The organism is Actinoplanes sp. NPDC051411, from assembly GCF_040682075.1.
Lineage (GTDB): Bacteria > Actinomycetota > Actinomycetes > Mycobacteriales > Micromonosporaceae > Actinoplanes.
Genome location: NZ_JBFBAD010000131.1, coordinates 1 through 20,310, shown reverse-complemented (window position 1 = coordinate 20,310; position 20,310 = coordinate 1). Strand labels below are relative to the sequence as shown.

Sequence of the window (20,310 nt, the reverse complement as noted above, 5' to 3'; positions counted from 1 at the left end):
TCAGTCGGCCGCCTCGGCGAGCAGAGGCGCCAACGCCGGCGCCTGCAGGGCCTCGGCCGCCGCCGGGTCGTCGAGGACCTGCTGGAACGCCCGGTTGACCCGCTCGGCCTTGCGGATCTCCTTGACCGTCCCGCCGTAGTTTCGCGAATATCCCCCCGCGGAAATTTGCGCGCTGAGGATGAACTTGCGCACCGCCTCCAGATCCGGCAGCCCGTCGTAGCCTTCCACGTGCCGGAAGATGGCGTCGAACAACTTCAGCGGCTTGGAGGCGAAGTCCAGCATGTACGACTCCCAAGGGCCGTCGAAGCTGGTCGCGAACAGCAGCCGGGTGTCGTCGTCGAACGGGACGAAACGGGCTTCGTGGATGGTGGCTATGGGCAACGCGTAATCACCGGCACGGTAGCCCGGCGCCCCCTGCAAGGCGCGCAAGTCCTCACGCAGCGCCGCACCGTGCCCGGCTCGTACATGGAAGAACAGAGTGAACTCACTGGTCGGCCCGACCTGAATGCCCGGATCGGACGTAGCTTCGGCTGTCATCGGCGATCGCCTTCCTACAAACGGACCCTCAGCATCGAGGCTGCGAAATCCGTTCACCTCACCCCCGCGGGATGAGCGAAGCAGCCGAGGTGAGGTGAACGGTGCCGCGCTGATCTCCCTCGGCTCCCCGTTCGGCGCTGACCCCGCTCAGCCTGGTGCCGGTTACACCCAAGGCGTCATCCACAGCGAGTGGTGTGTCAGGCGGCAGCAGGTACCAAACTGACGCAGGCCTCTGTTGTCCACACCACGCAAGAGCACCTGTTCTGGGACCCGACGAGCCGGCAATGGGTCGACGCGGGAAACCTTCAGCCAGGCGAGAGTCTGAGCGTTGCGGCTTCTCACGGGTCTGCTGTCGTGGGAAATCTGCACAGTTTTGCCGGCCATAGGTTCATGAACAACCTCACGGTCGAAAACCTGCACACGTACTATGTGCTCGCCGGCAACACGCCTGTGCTGGTGCACAACGACAGTGGAATTTACAGCTGGCCGAACACGGATGGTCCATTCCGCAGCGGTTCCAAACCGCCCTGTATGCTCAGTTCGACCAGCGTACCGGCGAGTTCCTGAAGTGGGGGTTTGGACCAATACGACCGGCAACTACTCGCGGTACACGCAGAAGTATCTGCTGGAAAGAGGAATTCAAACCACGGTACTCAAGAACTTCGACTCCAAGACGGAGGCTCACGCAGTCGAGATGATCTGATTTCCAGGGCCCCGGGTCCGCTGAACAAAGAAAAGTATGCCGGCAGCAAGAGCACAGGCGTGGATCCGCTCGAAATCATTCGGACGTGGAAGGGAGGGCCGACATGCTGACATCTGAGAAATCAGTGTTGTGGGCGCTCGTCGACTCAATGCCCGATGCTGTTCGAAGCGAGCAAGAGATGATCGGACCCCTCCTGGCTCGTCTGTCCACCCTGCCGATACCCCGGCTGGCTCGATTCCAGCGCGAGCTTCTCGATTGCCTGGATGGTTTGTTGAGCTGGAGGTTGTGGGAGGCGGCGGATGTCATTCATGAACTGCCGTGCTCCGGTGACACGTTCGCCGATTTCAGATTGTGGGTGGTGGCTCAGGGCGGCGAGGTGTATCGGGAGGTGCTGCGAGATGCGGACTCTCTTGCATCGATACCTGAGATAGGGCGGATTATTCGCCTGCCACTGCCCTGGGCCGATGCGGACTATCCCCATTTCGGTTCACTGGGCGCGCTCGCCGGTGACGCTTTCGACGAGATTCTTGCGAAGCTGGGGCCGGCTGTCGCGGCGTCGGTCGAGCGCCCGGCCGTGCTTGACGAGCAGATCCCGGCCGACCTGACGGAGCCCTTTCCCGAGGACTACGGCGCTGACGCGGCCGTGCACCTTCGGTTGCCGATGCTCAGTGCTCTGCGAGGGTGGTCGCTATAGGGGCCGGCCGCACGACCGAGACGCGGACGCTCGGTTGGTGGATTGTGTAGCTCGCCCAGGCACGCCGCCCGCTCGAGCCACCAGCGCGAGCGGCACAGAGTCCTGAGCAGGCACCTTTGACCGCTCTGGCAGATGCGCCCGACCTCGGCAGCTCCATCCAAGACCTCATGACGGCTACGTTGTGGCAGGCAGAGGCGACGCTGATCTGGCCCTGCAAGCACAGCGCGCGATCGAGACGGTACGCGGTGACCTGCCTCGCGGTCGCCGCCCGCGGTAACCGGGCCCAGCCGGCGGTCGGCTGGACGGCGGTCATCGCGAATTAACGCGGCGGAACCGCGTCGTAACGACCCGGAACCGCTGCTGGAACAGCCGGACTCCACGATCAGGGCCATTACCTGTCAGGCGACAGGTAAGACCCGCCGGAGGTGGAGTCATGAGCCCAACCGAGTCCGCGCCCGTCCGCAGCGCGGCCGTCGACCCTGGTCACATCGGCTACAAACAAGAACTGCACCGGGGTGTCGGGACGTTCGCGTCCTTCGCCGCGGGTTTCTCCTTCGTTTCGATCCTGACCACGGTGTTCCAGCTTTTCGGGCTTGGCTTCCTGCTGGGCGGGGCCTCGTTCTTCTGGTCCTGGCCCGTGGTGTTCGCCGGGCAGCTGTGCGTCGCACTGTGCTTCTCCGAGTTGGCCGGCCGCTGGCCGGTGTCCGGTGCGATCTTCCAGTGGTCGAGCCGGCTGGCCGGGGTGAGCTGGGGCTTCTTCACCGGCTGGATCATGGTGATCGGTCAGATCCTCACCGTCGCGGTGGCGGCGATCGCCATGCAGGCCGTGCTCCCGGCCATCTGGTCGGGCTTCCAGATGGTCGGCGGCTCGTCGGCCGACCCGTCGATCCTCTCCGCGACCGGGGCGCAGAACGCGATCATCCTCGGCGTGCTCCTGCTGGCCGTCACGACGCTGGTGAACGTGCTGGGCATCCGCCAGATTGCCGCGGCCACCAGCGTCGGCGTCGCGGTGGAGATCGTCGGCGTGATCGTGCTGATCGGGGTGCTGTTCGCGCTTTCCGAACGGGGCCCGTCGGTGGTTCTGCACCACACCGGCTGGACCGGCAGCGGTTCGTACCTCTTCGCTTGGCTGGCCTCCGCGTTGATGGCCGCGTACGTCATGGTCGGGTTTGATTCGGCCGGCGAACTGGCCGAGGAGACCCACGCGCCGCGCAAGACCACGCCGAAGACGATCATCCGCGCGCTCACGACCTCGGGCCTGGGCGGCGGCCTGCTGATCCTGGCCGCGCTGATGGCCGCCCCCAGCCTCACCGACGGCAACCTCTCCTCGCTCGGCCTGTCCTGGGTGCTCACCGAGCGGCTCGGCGGCGTGCTGGGCCGGCTGCTGCTCTGCTGCGTCGCGGTTGCGGTCTTCGCCTGCACCCTGGCCTGCCAGACCTCCGGCGCGCGGATGATGTACTCGATGTCGCGCGAGCGCGCCTTCCCGTTTGCGAAGGCGCTGGGCAAGGTCTCGCCGCGCACCGGGACGCCCATCCTCACCTCGATCGTGGTGGGCGCCGGCGCGGCGATCGCGCTGCTTGTGAACATCAACTCCACGACGATCTTCACCGCGCTCGCCAGCATCTGCATCGCGATGCTCTACATCGGCTACCTCGGTGTCACGCTCCCGCTGCTGGTGGTGCGGATCCGGCACCGGAACACCGACCGGTTCCCGGCCGGGGTGGACGAGGACGGCAAGCCGCTGTTCTCGATCGGCCGGTTCGGGCTCGCCGCCAACGTCGTGGCGGTGATCTACCAGGTGATCATGGTGGTCAACCTGATGTGGCCGCGGACCGAGATCTACGATCTTTCGCCGAACGGGAACTGGGTGCTGCAGTACAGCGCCCTGCTGCTCGTCGCCGCTGTGGTGGCCATCGGCGCCGGTTACTTCATCTACAAGCGGCTGCACCGACGGATCGAACTGGTCCACGTTCCGCACACTCACGTGCCGGTCGAAGCATGAACGTCCGCGCCGAACACCGCACCGACAGCGTCCTCAACGCCCGGGACGACGCCCGCGCCCAGGCCGGGCTGAGCAGCGAGTGGATGCCCTATCTGCCCGCGTCGAGCAGCCCGTACCTCCCGGCCGGGGTCGACGCGGCCGGGCTCACCTGGGCCGAGACGGTGGCGCCGGGCGGATACACGCACAAGGTGCTCGCCCGGGGCACGCGGCTGCGCCTGGACGATCCCACCGGACAGGCGTGCGCACACCTGCTCCTCTACAACGCGCTCGAGCCGGTGGAGCGGCTGAACGTGGCCGACACGCTGAAGATCCCGTGGCAGGCCTACCTGGGGGCGGGCACGCCGCTGCTCTCCGGTGACGGGCGGGTGCTGGCCAGCCTGGTCGAGGACTCCTCGGGGCGCCACGACGCGTTCTGCGGCACCACCACCGAGGCCTGGAACGAGAGCAGGTACGGCGACGCCCGGCCGGAGGGGCCCTCGCCCGCCGGGCGCAGCCTGTTCCTCAAGGCGGCCGCCAAGCACGGCCTCACCCGGCGCGACCTGCCGCCCAGCGTCAGCTTCTTCCAGGGCGTCCGGGTCGCGGACGACGGCGAGCTGAGCTGGCTCGGCTCGGCCGGCCCCGGCACGCACGTGACGCTGGTGACGGAGCTGCCGTTGCTGGTGCTGCTGGCCAACGTCGCCCACCCGCGCGACCCGCGGCCCGAGTACGTGGTCGGGCCGCTACGGGTGCACGCCTGGCGGGGCGCGGCCACCGGCCCGGCCGACCCGCGGTTCGACGCCACCCCGGAGTTGCACCGCGCCTACCTCAACACCATCGACTACGCGGAGGCGCGGTTATGACCGTCCTTGAGTGGAGTGAGCCCCTCGTCGGCGGCGCCGTGACCACAGACGAACGCGTGGCGCCGAACGCGTCCTGGTCGGGCGTCGTCGCGGCCGGGCAGGTGCTCACGATCGTCGACGTCGGCGGCAACCAGTCGGCGGACTGCCTGATCTACAACGCGCACGACCGGGACGAGCGGTACAGCGTGCCCGACACGCTGGCCTGGCAGGGCAATGCGTACGTCCGCACCGGCACCGTCCTGCGCAGCAACGAGGGACGGCCGCTGATGACGGTCGTCGCCAACGAGATCGACCGGCAGGACACCATCGGCGGGGCGTGTGGCAAGGAGTCCAACACCCTGCGCTACGGCCACCACGTGATGTTCCACCACGGCTGCCGGGAGAACTTCCTCAGCGAGGGGGCCGAGCACGGACTCGGCGTACGGGATCTGGTCTCGAATTTGAATTGGTTCATGAACGTCCCGGTCGAGCCCGGCGGCGCGCTCGGGATCGTGGACGGGATGTCGGGGCCGGGCAAGCGGGTGGCGGTCCGGGCCGAGATGGACGTGCTGGTGGTCGTCTCCAACTGCCCGCAGATGAACAACCCGTGCAACGACTTCAACCCCACGCCCCTGCGGATGATTGTGGTCCAGCCGTGAGCGCGAGGAGTGAGCCGGTTTTGCGAGCCCCGCAGGCGCGAACAAAAGGAGGCTCAGCGAGCACGGTGCTGATCGCCAACCGGGGCGAGATCGCGCGGCGGATCATCCGGACGGCCCGCCGGCTGAACCTGCGTACGGTCGCGGTGTTCTCCGACGCCGACCGGGCCGCGCCGCACGTGCGTGAGGCCGACGCCGCGGTCCGGCTCGGCCCGGCGCCCGCCCGGGAGTCCTACCTGCGTCGCGATCTGATCCTCGCCGCCGCGCTGAGCACCGGAGCCGAGATCATCCACCCCGGCTACGGATTTCTCTCCGAGAGCGCCGTGTTCGCCCGCGAGGTGGAGGCGGCCGGACTCCGGTTCGCCGGCCCGACGCCCGAGCAGATCGTCGCGTTCGGCGCCAAGCACACCGCCCGGGCACTGGCCGAGCAGGCCGGAGTTCCGCTGCTGGCCGGCACCGGGCTGCTCGGCTCGGCCGACGAGGCGGTGGCCGCGGCGGAGGCGACCGGTCTGCCGGTGATGGTGAAGGCGACCGGCGGCGGGGGCGGCATCGGCATGCAGGCCTGTGCCTCGCCGGACGAGGTGCGGGTGGCCTTCGCGCGGGTCGTGGCGCTGGCCCGGGCGAACTTCGACTCCGCCGGCGTCTTCCTCGAACGGCTGGTCCGGCCGGCCCGCCACGTCGAGGTGCAGGTCTTCGGCGACGGCGCCGGGCGGATCGCGGTCCTCGGCGACCGGGACTGCTCGCTGCAGCGGCGCAATCAGAAGGTGCTCGAGGAGGCGCCCGCACCGGGCCTGCCCGGGCCCGTCCGGGAGAGGCTGCACGCCAGCGCCCGAGCGCTGCTGGCCACGGTGGACTACCGGGGAGCCGGCACCGTCGAGTTCGTCTACGACCCGGTCCGGGCGGAGGCTGCCTTCCTGGAGGTCAACACCCGGCTGCAGGTCGAGCACCCGGTCACCGAGGAGGTCTTCGGGGTCGACCTGGTGGCGCTGCAGCTGCAGCTGGCCGGCGCTGCGCCGGTGGATCCCGCGGTGTTCGAGCGGGACTGGCGGCCATCCGGGTTCGCGGTGGAGGCGCGGGTCTACGCCGAGGACCCGGCGAAGGATTCGCTGCCCTCCTCCGGCCTGGTCACCCGGGCGGAGTTCCCGCCGGGCATCCGGGTGGACAGCTACGTCGAGACGGGCCTGGAGGTCTCGCCGTTCTACGACCCGATGCTTGCCAAGATCATCGCGGTCGGCGACACCCGCGACCAGGCCCTCGACCGCCTCGGCGCGGCCCTGGACGCGACCCGGATCGACGGCATCGTCACCAACCTGGGCCTGCTGCGCTCGCTCACCGACGAGCCCGCCCTGCGCACCGCCGGCCACTCGACCACGACGCTGCGGACCACGACCGACCCCCGGCCGCGGATCGACGTTCTCGCGGCGGGGCCGATGACCACCGTTCAGGAACTGCCCGGACGGCTCGGGTACTGGCACGTCGGGGTGCCGCCGAGCGGGCCGTTCGACGCCGTCTCGTTCGCCGAGGCGAACCTGGCCGTCGGCAACCCGGCCACGAAGCCGGCGCTCGAGGTCACCGCGGGCGGCCTGTCGGTCCGGTTCTCCACGGCGTCGGTCGTCGCGGTGACGGGGGCCCCGGTGCCGCTCACCCTGGACGACGAGCCGGCGGAGCTGTGGACCGCGATCGAGGTGCCCGCCGGGGGAGTGGTCACCCTCGGCCCGTCGACCGGCCCCGGGCTGCGCACGTACGTCGCGGTGCGCGGAGGCCTGGCCGTGCCGTCCTATCTGGGCAGCGCGGCCACCTTCACGCTCGGCGGGTTCGGCGGACACGGCGGCCGGGCGCTGCTCGCCGGCGACGTGCTGCGGCCCGGCGTTCTGGAAAAGACAGCGCGGCCCGGTGTTCTGGAAAAGACAGCGCTGCCCGGTCCGACTCCTCCCGAGCGCCGCCCACACCTGACCGACAGCTGGCAAATCGGGGTCACCGAGGGACCGCACGCCGCGCCGGAGTTCTTCACCCGGGCGGACATCGAGGTCCTGTACGCCACCGACTACCAGGTGCACCACAATTCCGCGCGTACCGGCATCCGGCTGATCGGCCCGAAGCCGGCCTGGGCCCGGCCCGACGGCGGCGAGGCGGGCCTGCACCCGTCGAACATCCACGACACCCCGTACGCGGTCGGGGCTCTGGATTTCACCGGCGACACCCCGATCATCCTCGGGCCCGACGGACCATCCCTGGGCGGCTTCGTCTGCCCGGCCGTGGTGGCCAGCGGCGAGCTGTGGAAGCTCGGCCAGCTCCGGCCCGGCGACACCGTACGGTTCGTTCCGGTCCGGGAGGCCGACGCGGCCGGTCTCGTCAGTCGGCGCAGCGCCCCCACCGTCGCCACCCGGGGCGGCGACGGCGACGACGGCATCCTCGGCCGGCTCGAGGCGAGCGCGGACCGCCCGGCGGTCACCTACCGGCGCGACGGCGACGACAACGTGCTGGTCGAGTACGGGCCGATGGAGCTCGACCTGGCGCTGCGCATGCGGGTGCACGCGCTGCAGGAGACCCTCGCCCGGCACCGGCCGGCCGGGATACTCGACGTCACGCCCGGCATCAGGTCGCTGCAGGTCCACACCGACGCGAGCGTGCTGAAGGCGCGCGACGTCGCCGCCCTGCTGCGCGAGCTGGAGTCCGAGGTGCCGCCCACACAGGAACTGGTCGTCCCGTCGCGCACCGTCCGACTGCCGCTGAGCTGGGACGATCCGGCCACCCGGCTGGCCATCGAGCGATACATGGCCGGGGTACGCGACGACGCGCCCTGGTGTCCGTGGAACATCGAGTTCATCCGCCGGATCAACGGCCTGGACACCCCCGACGACGTCTACCGCACGGTGTTCGACGCCAGCTATCTCGTGCTCGGGCTCGGCGACGTCTACCTGGGCGCGCCGGTCGCCACCCCGCTGGACCCGCGGCACCGGCTGGTCACCACCAAGTACAACCCGGCCCGTACGTGGACGGCCGAGAACTCGGTGGGCATCGGCGGGGCGTACCTGTGCATCTACGGCATGGAGGGTCCCGGCGGGTACCAGTTCGTCGGCCGTACGGTGCAGATCTGGAATCGCTTCCGCTGCCGGGACCAGCCCTGGGCGCTGCGGTTCTTCGATCGGATCGAGTGGTACCCGGTGACCGCTGAGGAGCTGCTCGAACTCCGTGCCGAGAGCGACGCCGGCCGGCTCGCCCTCGACACCACCGAGGGATCGTTCTCGCTGGCCGAGTACAACGCGTTCTTGGCCGCGAACGCGGAGTCGATCGCTGCTTTCCGCGGCCGGCAGTCGGCCGCTTTCGAGGCGGAGAAGGAACGCTGGCGGGCCGCCGGCGAGTTCGACCGGCGGGACGCCGAGCCGCCGGCGACGGCCTCGGAAGTGGCGCTGCCGGCCGGGGCCACGGCGGTGACCGCACCGTTCACGGCCACCGTCTGGCAGCTGACCGCCGCGCCCGGCGACCAGCTGGCCGCCGATGACCCCGTGCTGTCCCTGGAGGCGATGAAGATGGAGGCGAAGGTGACCACACCGGTGCCAGGCACCCTGGTCGAGTTGTACGTGAAGGCCGGAGAGCAGGTCGCCCCAGGCCAGATCCTCGCGGCGGTGCGGCCGTGAACCGCGTTTCCGCGGCCTTCGACCGCATCGAGGCGGCGGACCGGCCCGAGATCTGGATCTCGTTGCGCGACCGGGCTTCCGTGCTCGCCGAGGCGTCCGCGGTGGATCCGTCCTTGCCGCTGGCCGGCCTGGTGTTCGCGGTCAAGGACAACATCGACGTGTCCGGCCTGCCCACCACCGCCGGCGCCCCGTCGTACGCCTACCGGCCCGGCGCTGACGCCACCGCGGTGGCCCGGTTGCGGGCGGCCGGCGCGGTGGTGATCGGCAAGACGAACCTCGACCAGTTCGCCACCGGCCTGGTCGGCACCCGGAGCCCGTACGGCGCCGTCCGCAACGCCTGGGATCCGGCACGCATCTCCGGCGGCTCGTCGTCGGGATCGGCAGTGGCGGTCGCGCTCGGCCTCGTCGACTTCGCGCTGGGCACCGACACGGCCGGGTCCGGGCGAGTGCCGGCGGCGCTGAACGGGATCGTCGGGGTGAAGCCGACCCGCGGTCTGGTCCCGGTCACCGGCGTGGTGCCGGCCTGCTACTCGCTCGACTGCGTGACCGTCTTCGCCCGCGACCTGACCCTCGGCCGGACGGTCGCCGAGCTTATGGAGGGCGTCGACCCGGCCGATCCGCTCTCCCGTTCTGTTCAACCGGCGCCGGCCGCGCCGGCCCGGCCGCGAATCGCCGTTCCCACCCGTTCGCACCTGCGGGGACTCGCGCCCGGATGGGGGGAGGCGTTCGCCGCGGCCGTACGCCGGTTCGCTTCGGCCGGCGCAGAGATCGTCGAGGTCGACGTCGCGCCCCTGCTGGAGGCGGCGTCGCTGCTGTACGACGGGGCGTTCGTGGCCGAGCGGTACGCCGCCGTCGGAACGCACCTGAAGAAGCACGCCGACCTCATCGGCTCCGACCTGGACCCGACCGTCGCCGCCATCATCCTCGGCGGCCAGGAGAAAACCGCCGCCGACTGGGCCGCCGACGCCGCCCGGCTCGCCGCCCTCAGCGCCGCCGGCCGGGCGGCGCTCAGCGGCTGCGACGCGCTGCTCACCCCCACCACCACCGGGCATCCCACACTGGCCGAGGTGGCCGCCGACCCGGTCGGGGCCAACGCCCGGATGGGCCGCTTCACGAACTTCGCGAACCTGCTCGACTACGCCTCCCTGGCGGTGCCGGCCGGGTTCGCCGGCGGCCTGCCGTTCGGGGTGATGCTGACCGGGGCCGCCTTCACCGACCGCGCGCTGGCCGACCTGGCCCGCCGGTTCGCCAACCCGGGCATCGACCTGTTCGTGGTCGGCGCCCACCTCACCGGCCAGCCGCTGAACGTCCAGCTGGCGTCGGCCGGCGGCACGCTCGTCGCGGCCACGGCCACCGCACCCAGCTACGCCCTGCACGTGCTCGACACCGATCCGCCCAAGCCGGGGCTGGTCCGGGTCGGTGACGGTGGCCGCAGCATCATGGGCGAACTGTGGCGACTCCCGGCGGACGGCTTCGGGGTCTTCGTCGGCGCCGTCCCGGCGCCGATGGCCATCGGCCGGGTGACGCTGATCGACGACACCTCGGTCAGCGGTTTCCTGGTCGAACCGGCGGCGCTGGAGAACGCGCCCGACATCAGCCACCTCGGCGGGTGGCGCGCCTACCTCGCCGAGCCCGCGGGGAGCGCCGTGAAAAGCTGAGGACATGACGCAGCGGGGCCGACCGGGACGACCACGACACGTTCCCGCCTCGGGACCGGCCGACGCCACCCCGCGCGAGCAGATCCTGGACGCGGCCGCCGCGCTGTTCGCCGAGCGCGGCTTCGCCGCGACCACCACCCGGCTGATCGCCGAGCGGGTCGGCATCCGGCAGGCGTCGCTCTACTACCACTTCGCCGGCAAGGACGAACTGCTCATCGAGCTGCTGACCACCTCGGTCCGGCCCAGCCTGGACGCCGTCCGGCGGATCGAAGGGCTCGTCCCGGGCACCGCCGGCGCCGCCACCGCGCTGTACCTGCTCGCACTGATCGACGTGCAGACCCTCAGCCGTACACCGCACAACATCGGCACGCTGTACCTGCTCCCCGAGGTGCAACACGAGCGGTACGACGCGTTCCGCGCCGAACGCCAGGAACTGCAGGACGCGTACGGCCGGCTGGGTGCCCAGACGGCCAGCCCTTCGGTGCTGGCCGGCGCCGGCGCGCAGCGCCTCGGCCAGCTGCTCATCCAGGTCACCGAGGTGGTGATCCAGATCCGTCGCGCCCGGGAGCCGGACAGCGCCGACGCGCAGGCGATCGCCGCCTCCTGCCTGCGGTTGTGCGGCTGCCCGCAGTCCGCGATCGACCGGGCCTGCGCCGAGGCCGGCGAGCTGCTCGCCCACGCGGGACCAAACGCTCGTGCGACCCTACGTTCTTTCTGCGACTGACTGCCGGCGTTGGCGAGCCGCAGCCAGGACTGCGGACCACGGCGCGCCTGCGGCCCCTCGGCCTGTACGGCTTCGCTGAAAGGCAAACGCAGTGGCACGTCATAGAGGTTCGCTTGTGAAGACCCGGTCAGGCCAGCGTGACGACCGTGCCCGCGTGCCGGGATCGTTCGGCCGCCCACACCACCTGGTGGCTGGCGAGGCTGGTGGCCGCGTCGGAGCTGAGCAGGCCCGGGTCGTTGGCGGCGACCGCGGCCAGGAAGGTGTCGGTCAGTGTCTCGTCGGCGCCGGTGTGGTCGGCCTCGAGTTCGCCGGGGCGGCCGACGTGGATGACCTCCTCCTCGCCCGTACGGAAGTCGAGCAGGCGGACCTGGGCGCCGTCGCCCTCCAGATAGCCGTGGGTGCCGAAGAGCCGGGTCTTGCGCAGCTCGAAGGGGCTGAACGCGGTCATCGTGAACGAGCAGGTCGCGCCGTCGGCGAACTCCAGGGTGACGACCTGGTGGTCGACTGCGTCGTTGTCGCTCGCGTACACGCAGCGGCCGTAAGGCCCGTCGCGCAGTGCGACCCGCACACCGGCCTCGGTGTGGTCGGCGGTGACCGCGGACAGCGGCCAGAACTCTTTGTCCGGATCACCGAGGCAGCCGAGGTAGAGCCGGGGAGCGGAGTAGGGGCAGGTGGGCTCGAGCGGGCAGTCGAGGCACCGGTCGGCGGCGCCCTCGGGCCGGGCCTCGGGCCGGAAGTGCGAGAGCCGGCCGATCGAGCTGACCCGTGCCACCGGACGGCCGACCAGGTGCATCAGCCAGTCGATGTCGTGGCACGCCTTGGCCAGCAGCATGGACGAGGACGTCCGGCTGTTGCTCCACTCGCCGCGGACGAACGAGTGCGCGTGATGCCACCAGCCGACCGGTTCGAGGTGCTGAACGCTGATCAGGGTACCGATCCGGCCGGCGGCCAGCAACCGCATGACCGTCTGGGAGTATTCGGTGTAGCGCAGCACGTGGCAGAGCGCGAAGATCACCTTGTTCCGCTCGACCGCCTCGGTGATCCGGACGGCCTCCTCCTCGGTCGGCGCCATGGGTTTCTCGAGCATCAGGTGATAGCCGAGGTCGGCCAGCGCGACCGCCGGGCCGGTGTGCTCGCGGTCCGGGGTGGCGATGATCGCGGCGTCGGCGAGGCGGCCCGCCGCCGCGAGTTCGCGCCAGTCCCGGAACACCGCGCTGTCGTCGAGGCCGAACTCGGCGGCGAACCGCTCGCGACGGCCGGCGTCCGGCTCGGCGACCGCGACCGGACGGCCGGCGCCGGTGGCGACTGCGTGCCGGGCGTAGCGCTGGCCGCGAAGGCCCGCTCCCACAACGGCTAGCCTGACTTGGTCCACGCCCGCGTTGTTCAAACCCAGCTCACTTTCTATGCTCTCCATCATTAATAGCGTGGATACGTCGGACGGGTCAAGGGAGGCGGGATGGCCGAGGCCATTGTCGGGGGCGATCTCTCCCGGTTGCGGCAGCTGAACACGCAGAGCGCCCTGCGGGTGCTGCGCGGGGCCGAGCCGATGACGCTCACCGAGCTGTCGAGGCGCACCGGGCTCTCCCGGGCGTCGACCGAGGATGTGGTCGACGACCTGCTGGCCCAGCGGTGGGTGGTCGAGGAACCCCCGGTGGCCGGTGCGATGGGACGGCCCGCGCGGCGGTTCCGGTTCCGCGGCGCCGCCGCGCACGCGCTGGGCGTCGACATCGGGGGTCATCGGGTACGCGCCGTGATCACCGACCTGGACGGCACAGTGCTCGGGCGCGCACAGGACGAGGTCGATCCGTACGCGGGCCGCGACCGCCGCCTGGCGGTCGCCGACGACGTCGTCGCCCGATGCCTGAGCAGCAGTGGGCTGACCGCCGACGAGCTGTGGGGCGCCGGGGTCGGCAGCAGCGGGCTGATCGACCCGACCGGCAAGGTCGTGTTGTCGGTGGACATCCCGGAGTGGACCGGGTTGAGTCTCTCCGAGCATTTCGGCGCCCGCCTCGGTGTGCCGGTGCTGGTCGACAACGACGGGCGGCTGGCGGCGCTGGCCGAGCAGTGGCGCGGCGTGGCCCGCTACGCGAAGGACTTCGTCTACCTGCTGGCCGGCCTGCGCACCGGACTGGGGCTGGTGATCGGCGGCCAACTGCACCGTGGCTTCGGGGGCGCGGCCGGCGAGATCGGCGCGTTGCCGGCCGCCGGATGGATCCGGGCCCAGGAACACCTGCGCAAGGGCGGCGGCGAAGCGGCCGACGTGTTCGCGGCGGCCCGGGCCGGCGACCGGGGTGCGCTGACCGCGGTCCGCCGCTATGTGCGCGACCTGTCGGTGGGAACCGCTGCACTGGTGCTCACGCTGGATCCGCAGATGGTGGTGCTGGGCGGCGGCTTCTCCCGCTCGGCCGACCTGTTGCTCGACCTGCTGCGTCGTGAGCTGGACAAACAGTGCATCCGGACGCCCGAGGTACTCGCCTCGCAGCTGGGCGACGAGAGCGTGGCGCTGGGCGCGGTGCGGCTCGCGCTGGACGACGCCGAGCTGCGTCTGTTCGGAACCCGTCCTTGACAAACTTTTCATGGAGACCATAAATAGTTTTCAACCTGACGGCACGCATCAGCCGGCGTGGAAGGAAACTGCTCATGGCAAGGTTCCGACGTGCGGCGCTCGCCCTGGCGGGCACGGCCGCCCTCATGATGGCCATCGCGGCCTGCGGCAGCGGTGACAACTCCGGTAGCGATGACACCAACGCCAAGGTCACGCTGTCGTACGCGATCTGGGACAAGAACCAGGTCCCGGCGATGCGGCAACTGGCCTCGGCATTCACCCGGGAAAATCCGAATATCACGGTTGACGTCCAGCTCACCCCCTACGAGACCTACTGGACGAAGCTGAAAGCCGCGGCGACCGGGGGAGCGGCACCCGACGTCTTCTGGATGAACGGGCCGAACTTCCAGCTCTACGCCACCAACGGGGTGCTGGCCCCGCTCGACGACTTCGACGCCGGCAACTACCCGAAGTCGCTGATCGACCTCTACACCGTCGGCGGCAAGCGTTACGGAGTTCCGAAGGACTTCGACACCGTCGGCCTCTGGTACAACAAGTCGCTGTTCGACGCGGCTGGCGTGAAATACCCGGACGACACCTGGACCTGGGCGACCTTCAAAGCGGCGGCGGCCAAGCTGACCGACAAGGCCAAGGGCCGGTACGCGATAGCCGCGAACCTGAGTTCGGCCCAGGAATACCAGTACAACACGATCTACCAGGCCGGCGGATATGTGATCTCGCCCGACGGCAAGACCTCGGGGTACGCCGACCCGGCCACCGTCCAGGGGTTGAAATTCTGGACCGACCTGATCGCGGCCGGCCAGTCGCCCGACCTCAAGACGATGACCGACACCGCGCCGCTCGATCTGTTCGAGTCCGGCAAGACCGCGATGTATTACGGCGGCTCCTGGGACGCGGCGGAGTTCACCTCCAACTCGAACATGAAGTCGAAAGTCGACGTGGCGGTGCTGCCCAAGGGAGTCAAACGGGCCACCATCATCCACGGGCTGGCCGACGTGATCTCGGCGAAGACGCCGCACAAGGCCCAGGCGTGGAAGTTCGTTCAATACCTGGGGTCGAAGGAGGCCGCCGAGGTCGAGGCGAAGGCGGGCGTGATCCCGGCGTTCAACGGCACCCAGCAGGCGTGGGTCCAGGCGCATCCGGAACTGCACCTGCAGGCGTTCCTCGACGAGCTGAACTACGCGGTGCCGTACCCGGTCTCCCGCAACACCGCCGCCTGGAACGAGCTCGAGACCACGTTCCTGACGCCGGCCTGGAACCAGCGGGAGGACGTGTCCTCAGCGGCCGGGAAGCTGGCCCCGGCCATGAACGACGCACTCGCCAAGGAGTAGCGGCGTGGCTATCGATTCGATCGTCGAGACGGCCGGGGTCGCGGAGCACAGCCTCGCGACTCCGCGCCGCCGCCGGGTCCATTGGGGCGAGGCCCTGTGGGGGTACGCGCTGATCGCGCCCACCGGCCTCGGCCTGCTGGTCTTCTACCTGTGGCCGGTGCTGCAGACCGGATATCTCTCGTTCACCCACTCGGGACCGTTCGGCGGCGCGGCCGAGTGGACCGGGCTGGCGAACTATCGCGAGCTGCTGCACGACCCGGAAGTGGGACGGGCGCTGCGCAACACCGTCGCGTACACGGTCCTGGGTCTTCTCGGCGTGCCGGTCGCCGTGTTCTTCGCGGCGCTGCTGAGCAGGCCCGGTCTGCGCGGCGTCGCCGTGTACCGCACGCTGTATTTCCTGCCGGTGGTCACCACCCCGGTCGCCGTCGCGATGATCTGGCGGTGGCTCTACAACGGTGACTTCGGCATCATCAACTATCTGCTGTCGCTGGTCGGCATCCACGGGCCGCACTGGATAGCCGACCCGCGGACCGCGCTGTACGCGATGGTGGTCGTCGGTGCCTGGATGGGGCTGGGCTACAACCTGGTCATCTTCGTGGCGGGCATCCAGGCCATCCCGCGGCACTACTACGAGGCCGCCGCGCTCGACGGCGCCGGGCCGATCCAGCAGTTCTTCCGGATCACGGTGCCGCTGTTGTCGCCGACCGCCTTCTTCGTCTCGGTGGTCTCGGTGATCGGCTCGCTGCAGCTGTTCGACCTCGTCTACGTGCTGATGGGCGGCTCCGACCAGAGCTCGCGGACGAACCCCGCCTTCCCGAACACTGAGACGATCGTCTACCTGTTCTACGCCAAGGCGTTCCAGACCAACGACAAGGGCTACGGCGCGGCGATCGCGATGCTGCTCCTGGTGATCATCGTGGTGCTGACCGCGGTGCAGTTCCGGCTGCAGAGGCGGTGGGTGACCTATGCCTAGATCGAGCTCACGGCTCACCCACGTGCTGCTCACGCTCGGCGCGATCGGGATGGTGGCCCCGTTCGTGTGGCAGGTCCTGACCTCGCTCAAGACGCTGCCGCATGCCACTCGCGTACCGCCGACGCTGGTGCCCGACGGGCGCTGGAGCAATTATTCCCAGGTCTTCGAACTGCTCCCCTTCGGGGAGCAGTTTCTCAACACGCTCGTGATGACCGCCGCACGCGGCGCCGGCCAGGTGGTCTTCTGCTCGATGGCCGCGTACGCGTTCGCCCGCCTGCGTTTCCCGGGGCGCACCGTCCTGTTCGGACTGTTCCTGTCGGTGCTGATGGTGCCACCGCAGCTGTTCATCATTCCGCAGTACGAGATCATCTCGAAGCTGGGCTGGCTCAACAGCCTGCCCGCGCTGATCGTGCCCGGCCTGTTCAGCGCCTTCGGAACGTTCCTGCTGCGGCAGTTCTTCCTCGGCCTGCCCGCCGAACTCGACGAGGCGGCCCGGCTCGACGGCGCGAACCCGCTGCGCATCTGGTGGTCGGTGATGATGCCGCTGGCTCGTCCCGGGCTGGTGGCGCTCGGCATTCTCACCACGATCTGGTCGTGGAATGACTTCTTCTGGCCGCTGGTTGTCAACAACGACCCGGAGAAGATGACGCTGTCGGCCGGGCTGGCCTCGCTGCAGGGCCAGTTCATGACCGACTATCCGGTGCTGATGGCCGGGTCGCTGCTCGCCTCGCTGCCCGTCATCGCGGTGTTCGTGGTCATGCAGCGGCAGTTCGTCCAGGGCATCGCCTTCACCGGCACCAAGGGCTGACCCGGCTTCGTCTCGAAGCCGGGCGGCTCTCTGGCCAAAAGATCGATACATGCACATCTATCGAGAGGAAGAGTCATGCGAAGATCAGCCGTGCTCAGCTTCGCCGCCGCCGTCCTTGCGGTCGGTGCCGGCGCCACCCCGGCCTCGGCCGCCGCCACTCCAGCCTCGGCCGCCGCCACCGCCCAGCACATCGCCGTTCCGGCCTACTTCAACCCGAGCAGTGCCTATTGGACCCAGCTCACCCAGGCCAAGGTCGGAGTCGCGATCGCCAACCCCAACAACGGGCCCGGAACCGCCTTCGACCAGGGCTACGCCAACGCGATCCGGGCGGCGGCCAACGCTGGCGTCCGCGTGATCGGGTACGTCGACACCGGCTATTTCGGTACGACCGGGCGCACGACCCGCACCGGCCAGACCACCACGGCCGCCTGGACCAGCCAGTCCGAGGGGGACGTGGCCACCTGGTACTCGTTGTACGGCTCGTACGGGCTGGGCGGCATCTTCTTCGACGACGGACTGGCCGACTGCGCGCACGTCAGCCTGTACCAGGCAGTCAACACCTACACGAAGCAGAACCACGCCGGGGCGTACACCGTGGACAACCCCGGAACGGCAGCCGACCAGTGCTACGCCGACGCGGCCGACACGATCGTCATGTTCGAGGGCACGTACGCCTCCTACACCGGATGGAGCGCGCCGGCCTGGGAGCTCAACTACGGCGATCCGAACAAGTTCTACCATCTGGTCTACGCCGCGACCGCGCAGGCCGACGAGGGGAACGCGATGACCCTCAGCAAGCAGCGCAACGCGGGCTACGTCTACGTCACCCCGGACAACCTGCCCAACCCGTGGGACACACTGCCGACCGGCGCCTACTGGTCCGACGAACTGGCGCGGGCCGGCGGCGGCTCCGGCTCCGGCGACACCACCCCGCCGAGCGCCCCGGCCGGTCTGCACTCGACCGCCGTCGGCTCGACCAGCGTGAGCCTGGCCTGGACGGCGTCGAGCGACAACGTCGGCGTGAGTGCCTACGTGGTGTCGTCCGGCGGAACCGCGGTGGCCACGGTCGGCGGCACCGCCGCCACGGTCACCGACCTCAGCCCAGGCACGGCGTACACCTTCACGGTGACGGCCCGCGACGCGGCGGGCAATGTGTCACCGGCCAGCGCGGCCCTCTCGGTGACGACCGGCGGCGGGGGTACGGGCACAGGCTGCGCCTCGTCGGCCGGCTCGGGCGCGATCACCGGGATCTCGGCCTGCAAGGACGCCACGTCGCTGCGGTTCCACGCCACCTACAACACCGCGGTGAGCCTGCACCACGTCTTCCTGAACACCGACAACAACGCGGCCACCGGCTTCCAGCTGCCGTCCCCGTCGCCGTCCCGGCTGGGCGCCGACTACATGATCGAGAACAACATCCTCTATCGCAGCCTGTCGGCCGGCTGGAGCTGGGCCCCGGTCACCGGCGTCAGCCCCGCCATGACGGTCAGCGGGGCGGCCTATTCGTGGACGGTCCCGCTGAGTGCGCTGCCGAGCCCGGCCGCCACACAACAGGCGGTGTTCAACGGCAACACCTTCTACACCAGCGCCCTCACGTACGGCCTGTAGGGTCGCGGGCCGTAGGCACGGGCCTCTTCGACGCCGATCGGCAGCGATTCAGCGTGGCAGCGGTGTGAGTAGAGCGCTGATCCCGGGGAAAGCGGATTCTTCCGGGATCAGCGCCCTTTCCCGGAGTTGTACGACGCGACCCCTTCGAGCCACGACCCCGGCACCGTCTGGACGATGGTGCCGGACTGGTCGGCGCACCAGTTGTACGCCCAGTACGACGCCGCCGGCCGGTTGTTGTAGAGCAGGCCGTTGAACGTGCCGGCCTCGTACCAGCTCGGCTGCTCGCGCGGAGTTGATCCACTCGTTCACCGGACTGCCTCCGGCGCAGTTCCATCGCCTGGTACGGCTGGTCGCCCGACGGGGCGGTGACACCATCGCCGACGGGCGTCCGGGACAGACGCAGCTGCGGTGACGGTGTCAAAGGCCCCCGCCTCTACGACTGGGCCGTAGTCACCCTGCCCGACACCGGCACCGCCGAGCACGGCTACCGCCGCTGGCTGCTGATCCGTCGCAGCATCACCGACCCCACCGAACTCGCCTACTAGCTGTAGCTCACGCCGGATCCGCACTGAACCTTTGGCCGCGTATGTTCTCTGGCCTGGGGGTAGTTCCGTGCGCCGAGTCAGCGCCGGCCAAGACTCCCCCAAGGAGACCGGGTATCCACCACGGCAGCGGACAAACCCACACTGTTGATTGCGCCTGTCCGCGGCCTCTGTTCAATTCGCGGCCCCGGACAGCGTGTGAACTTCTGCACGGTGCCGGAAGGGCCGAAGACGTCGTAAATTTTGCCTCCATGGATGGGACCGTAATCAACGCCGCTCGATTCAAATGGACCGACCAGAGATCGCGTTGGGCGCTCTTAGCGATCGTCGTCTGCAATTTGCTTGACCCGCGGATAGCTGCTGGCCTGTTTCTCGACTTTGTTGTCCTGGCAGCTGTTGGCGGACTGGCGTGGTTTGCCTTGTGTTGAATGTGAGCCATAGGTCTGCATCGAGCTCGCAACCGGGCGGAATTCTGGCTGGAGCGAGCCGTGGCGCCGCCCCTCACCGATCAGCGCCGCGTACAACCACGCGCGCAGGCTCCGCCGCTGGGCGCTTCATCGACAACCCGGCACTGGTGGCCGGTGGCCGGGGGGCAGGCCTGGGCAGGTGAGGCGTTGTTGGGCGTCGTCGCCTGCACGGTTCAGATACCGCGTGCGTGGTGGATCCGGAGGCGGAGGGCTTCGGAGAAGTGGTATCCGAATCTTTCTGGTGTTGATCCGATGCGGTCGATGTCGGTGCTGTATTTGGCGAGATAGGCCGGGTTGGTGTTGGCTGCGGGCGCATCGGTGGCGGTCTCGGCGTTGCCGGTGAGTATGAGGATGTCGCGGCCGGACGCGTCGCTGTTGAGGTGAGCGCTGACGCGTGGTCGTGCTTTGATGTGTGCGAGCCGGCGCGCTGTGCTCGTGCTGTAGACCAGCAGGGAGTCGAGTTCGGGTTCCCACAGAAACCACACGGGGTTTGAGCTTCCCCCAGTTTTCCGGACACCTGAGGTGAGGTGGATGACGGCTTCCAGGAAGGATGTCGTGTCATGCCTGCTCCTCACCCTGTCGAGT

17 protein-coding genes and 2 pseudogenes are annotated in these 20,310 nt (G+C 69.5%); 16 read left to right on the top strand and 3 right to left on the bottom strand.

Annotated elements, in window-relative coordinates; all coding sequences use genetic code 11:
- On the bottom strand, window positions 1-537 hold the full coding sequence (locus tag AB0M88_RS43530) for a hypothetical protein (protein WP_364112389.1): 537 nt from the start codon (window positions 535-537) through the stop codon (window positions 1-3).
- Between the two features lie 189 nt (window positions 538-726).
- Here AB0M88_RS43530 and AB0M88_RS43525 point away from each other — a divergent pair, with 189 nt between their 5' ends.
- From AB0M88_RS43525 to AB0M88_RS43485, 9 genes are all read left to right on the top strand, one after another.
- A complete protein-coding gene (locus tag AB0M88_RS43525) occupies window positions 727-1,104 on the top strand; it encodes a polymorphic toxin-type HINT domain-containing protein (protein ID WP_364112387.1) in 378 nt (125 codons plus the stop codon).
- Between the two features lie 239 nt (window positions 1,105-1,343).
- Window positions 1,344-1,934: a DUF4240 domain-containing protein gene (locus AB0M88_RS43520; protein ID WP_364112385.1), complete on the top strand. Its 591-nt coding sequence runs from the start codon at window positions 1,344-1,346 to the stop codon at window positions 1,932-1,934.
- Between the two features lie 167 nt (window positions 1,935-2,101).
- The gene (locus tag AB0M88_RS43515; protein ID WP_364112383.1) at window positions 2,102-2,257 is read left to right on the top strand and encodes a hypothetical protein; all 156 of its coding nucleotides are present in this window, start codon (window positions 2,102-2,104) and stop codon (window positions 2,255-2,257) included.
- 110 nt (window positions 2,258-2,367) lie between these two features.
- Window positions 2,368-3,936 (top strand): APC family permease, encoded by a 1,569-nt coding sequence (locus AB0M88_RS43510; protein ID WP_364112381.1) that lies wholly within the window; start codon window positions 2,368-2,370, stop codon window positions 3,934-3,936.
- Window positions 3,933-4,775, top strand: coding sequence for an urea amidolyase associated protein UAAP1 (locus AB0M88_RS43505; protein ID WP_364112379.1), 843 nt, complete (start codon window positions 3,933-3,935; stop codon window positions 4,773-4,775). The genes AB0M88_RS43510 and AB0M88_RS43505 overlap by 4 nt, the downstream gene beginning before the upstream one ends.
- Entirely contained in the window at window positions 4,772-5,413 is a 642-nt protein-coding gene (locus AB0M88_RS43500) for an urea amidolyase associated protein UAAP2 (protein ID WP_364112377.1), read from the top strand. The genes AB0M88_RS43505 and AB0M88_RS43500 overlap by 4 nt, the downstream gene beginning before the upstream one ends.
- Window positions 5,414-5,478: 65 nt before the next feature.
- Window positions 5,479-9,048 (top strand): urea carboxylase, encoded by a 3,570-nt coding sequence (uca, locus tag AB0M88_RS43495; protein ID WP_364112375.1) that lies wholly within the window; start codon window positions 5,479-5,481, stop codon window positions 9,046-9,048.
- Window positions 9,045-10,706 carry an allophanate hydrolase gene (atzF, locus tag AB0M88_RS43490; protein WP_364112373.1) on the top strand — a complete coding sequence of 554 codons (1,662 nt, stop codon included), beginning with the start codon at window positions 9,045-9,047 and terminating at the stop codon, window positions 10,704-10,706. Before uca ends, atzF begins: the two co-directional genes overlap by 4 nt.
- Before the next feature lie 4 nt (window positions 10,707-10,710).
- Window positions 10,711-11,430 carry a helix-turn-helix domain-containing protein gene (locus AB0M88_RS43485; protein WP_364112371.1) on the top strand — a complete coding sequence of 240 codons (720 nt, stop codon included), beginning with the start codon at window positions 10,711-10,713 and terminating at the stop codon, window positions 11,428-11,430.
- 127 nt (window positions 11,431-11,557) lie between these two features.
- On the opposite strand, the gene AB0M88_RS43480 is transcribed toward AB0M88_RS43485, so the two are convergent.
- Window positions 11,558-12,778 carry a Gfo/Idh/MocA family oxidoreductase gene (locus AB0M88_RS43480; RefSeq protein WP_364112369.1) on the bottom strand — a complete coding sequence of 407 codons (1,221 nt, stop codon included), beginning with the start codon at window positions 12,776-12,778 and terminating at the stop codon, window positions 11,558-11,560.
- Between the two features lie 108 nt (window positions 12,779-12,886).
- Between AB0M88_RS43480 and AB0M88_RS43475 the strand changes: the two genes are divergently transcribed.
- The 7 genes and pseudogenes from AB0M88_RS43475 to AB0M88_RS43445 all read left to right on the top strand — a co-directional run.
- Window positions 12,887-13,996, top strand: coding sequence for an ROK family transcriptional regulator (locus AB0M88_RS43475; RefSeq protein ID WP_364112368.1), 1,110 nt, complete (start codon window positions 12,887-12,889; stop codon window positions 13,994-13,996).
- A 74-nt stretch (window positions 13,997-14,070) separates the two neighbouring features.
- On the top strand, window positions 14,071-15,327 hold the full coding sequence (locus AB0M88_RS43470; protein WP_364112367.1) for a sugar ABC transporter substrate-binding protein: 1,257 nt from the start codon (window positions 14,071-14,073) through the stop codon (window positions 15,325-15,327).
- 4 nt (window positions 15,328-15,331) lie between these two features.
- Window positions 15,332-16,300: a sugar ABC transporter permease gene (locus AB0M88_RS43465; protein WP_364112365.1), complete on the top strand. Its 969-nt coding sequence runs from the start codon at window positions 15,332-15,334 to the stop codon at window positions 16,298-16,300.
- Window positions 16,293-17,108, top strand: a complete 816-nt coding sequence (locus tag AB0M88_RS43460) for a carbohydrate ABC transporter permease (protein WP_364112363.1) — start codon at window positions 16,293-16,295, stop codon at window positions 17,106-17,108. Before AB0M88_RS43465 ends, AB0M88_RS43460 begins: the two co-directional genes overlap by 8 nt.
- A 75-nt stretch (window positions 17,109-17,183) precedes the next feature.
- A complete protein-coding gene (locus AB0M88_RS43455; RefSeq protein WP_364112361.1) occupies window positions 17,184-18,716 on the top strand; it encodes a spherulation-specific family 4 protein in 1,533 nt (510 codons plus the stop codon).
- A 292-nt stretch (window positions 18,717-19,008) separates the two neighbouring features.
- A pseudogene (locus AB0M88_RS43450) lies at window positions 19,009-19,110 on the top strand (IS5/IS1182 family transposase); the annotation flags it as partial.
- Window position 19,111: 1 nt separating this feature from the next.
- Window positions 19,112-19,258: pseudogene (locus AB0M88_RS43445) on the top strand (IS701 family transposase); the annotation flags it as partial.
- A gap of 640 nt (window positions 19,259-19,898) precedes the next feature.
- On the opposite strand, the gene AB0M88_RS43440 reads toward AB0M88_RS43445, so the two are convergent.
- The coding region (locus tag AB0M88_RS43440; RefSeq protein WP_364112359.1) for a pyridoxamine 5'-phosphate oxidase family protein at window positions 19,899-20,310 on the bottom strand (412 nt) is incomplete at its 5' end.

Bases quoted from the DNA above. Each gene is read 5' to 3' on its own strand.
- AB0M88_RS43530 (WP_364112389.1), bottom strand. From the start codon at position 537: ATGACAGCCGAAGCTACGTCCGATCCGGGCATTCAGGTCGGGCCGACC.
- AB0M88_RS43520 (WP_364112385.1), top strand. From the start codon at position 1,344: ATGCTGACATCTGAGAAATCAGTGTTGTGGGCGCTCGTCGACTCAATG.
- AB0M88_RS43515 (WP_364112383.1), top strand. From the start codon at position 2,102: ATGACGGCTACGTTGTGGCAGGCAGAGGCGACGCTGATCTGGCCCTGC.
- AB0M88_RS43510 (WP_364112381.1), top strand. From the start codon at position 2,368: ATGAGCCCAACCGAGTCCGCGCCCGTCCGCAGCGCGGCCGTCGACCCT.
- AB0M88_RS43505 (WP_364112379.1), top strand. From the start codon at position 3,933: ATGAACGTCCGCGCCGAACACCGCACCGACAGCGTCCTCAACGCCCGG.
- AB0M88_RS43500 (WP_364112377.1), top strand. From the start codon at position 4,772: ATGACCGTCCTTGAGTGGAGTGAGCCCCTCGTCGGCGGCGCCGTGACC.
- AB0M88_RS43485 (WP_364112371.1), top strand. From the start codon at position 10,711: ATGACGCAGCGGGGCCGACCGGGACGACCACGACACGTTCCCGCCTCG.
- AB0M88_RS43475 (WP_364112368.1), top strand. From the start codon at position 12,887: ATGGCCGAGGCCATTGTCGGGGGCGATCTCTCCCGGTTGCGGCAGCTG.
- AB0M88_RS43470 (WP_364112367.1), top strand. From the start codon at position 14,071: ATGGCAAGGTTCCGACGTGCGGCGCTCGCCCTGGCGGGCACGGCCGCC.
- AB0M88_RS43460 (WP_364112363.1), top strand. From the start codon at position 16,293: ATGCCTAGATCGAGCTCACGGCTCACCCACGTGCTGCTCACGCTCGGC.
- AB0M88_RS43455 (WP_364112361.1), top strand. From the start codon at position 17,184: ATGCGAAGATCAGCCGTGCTCAGCTTCGCCGCCGCCGTCCTTGCGGTC.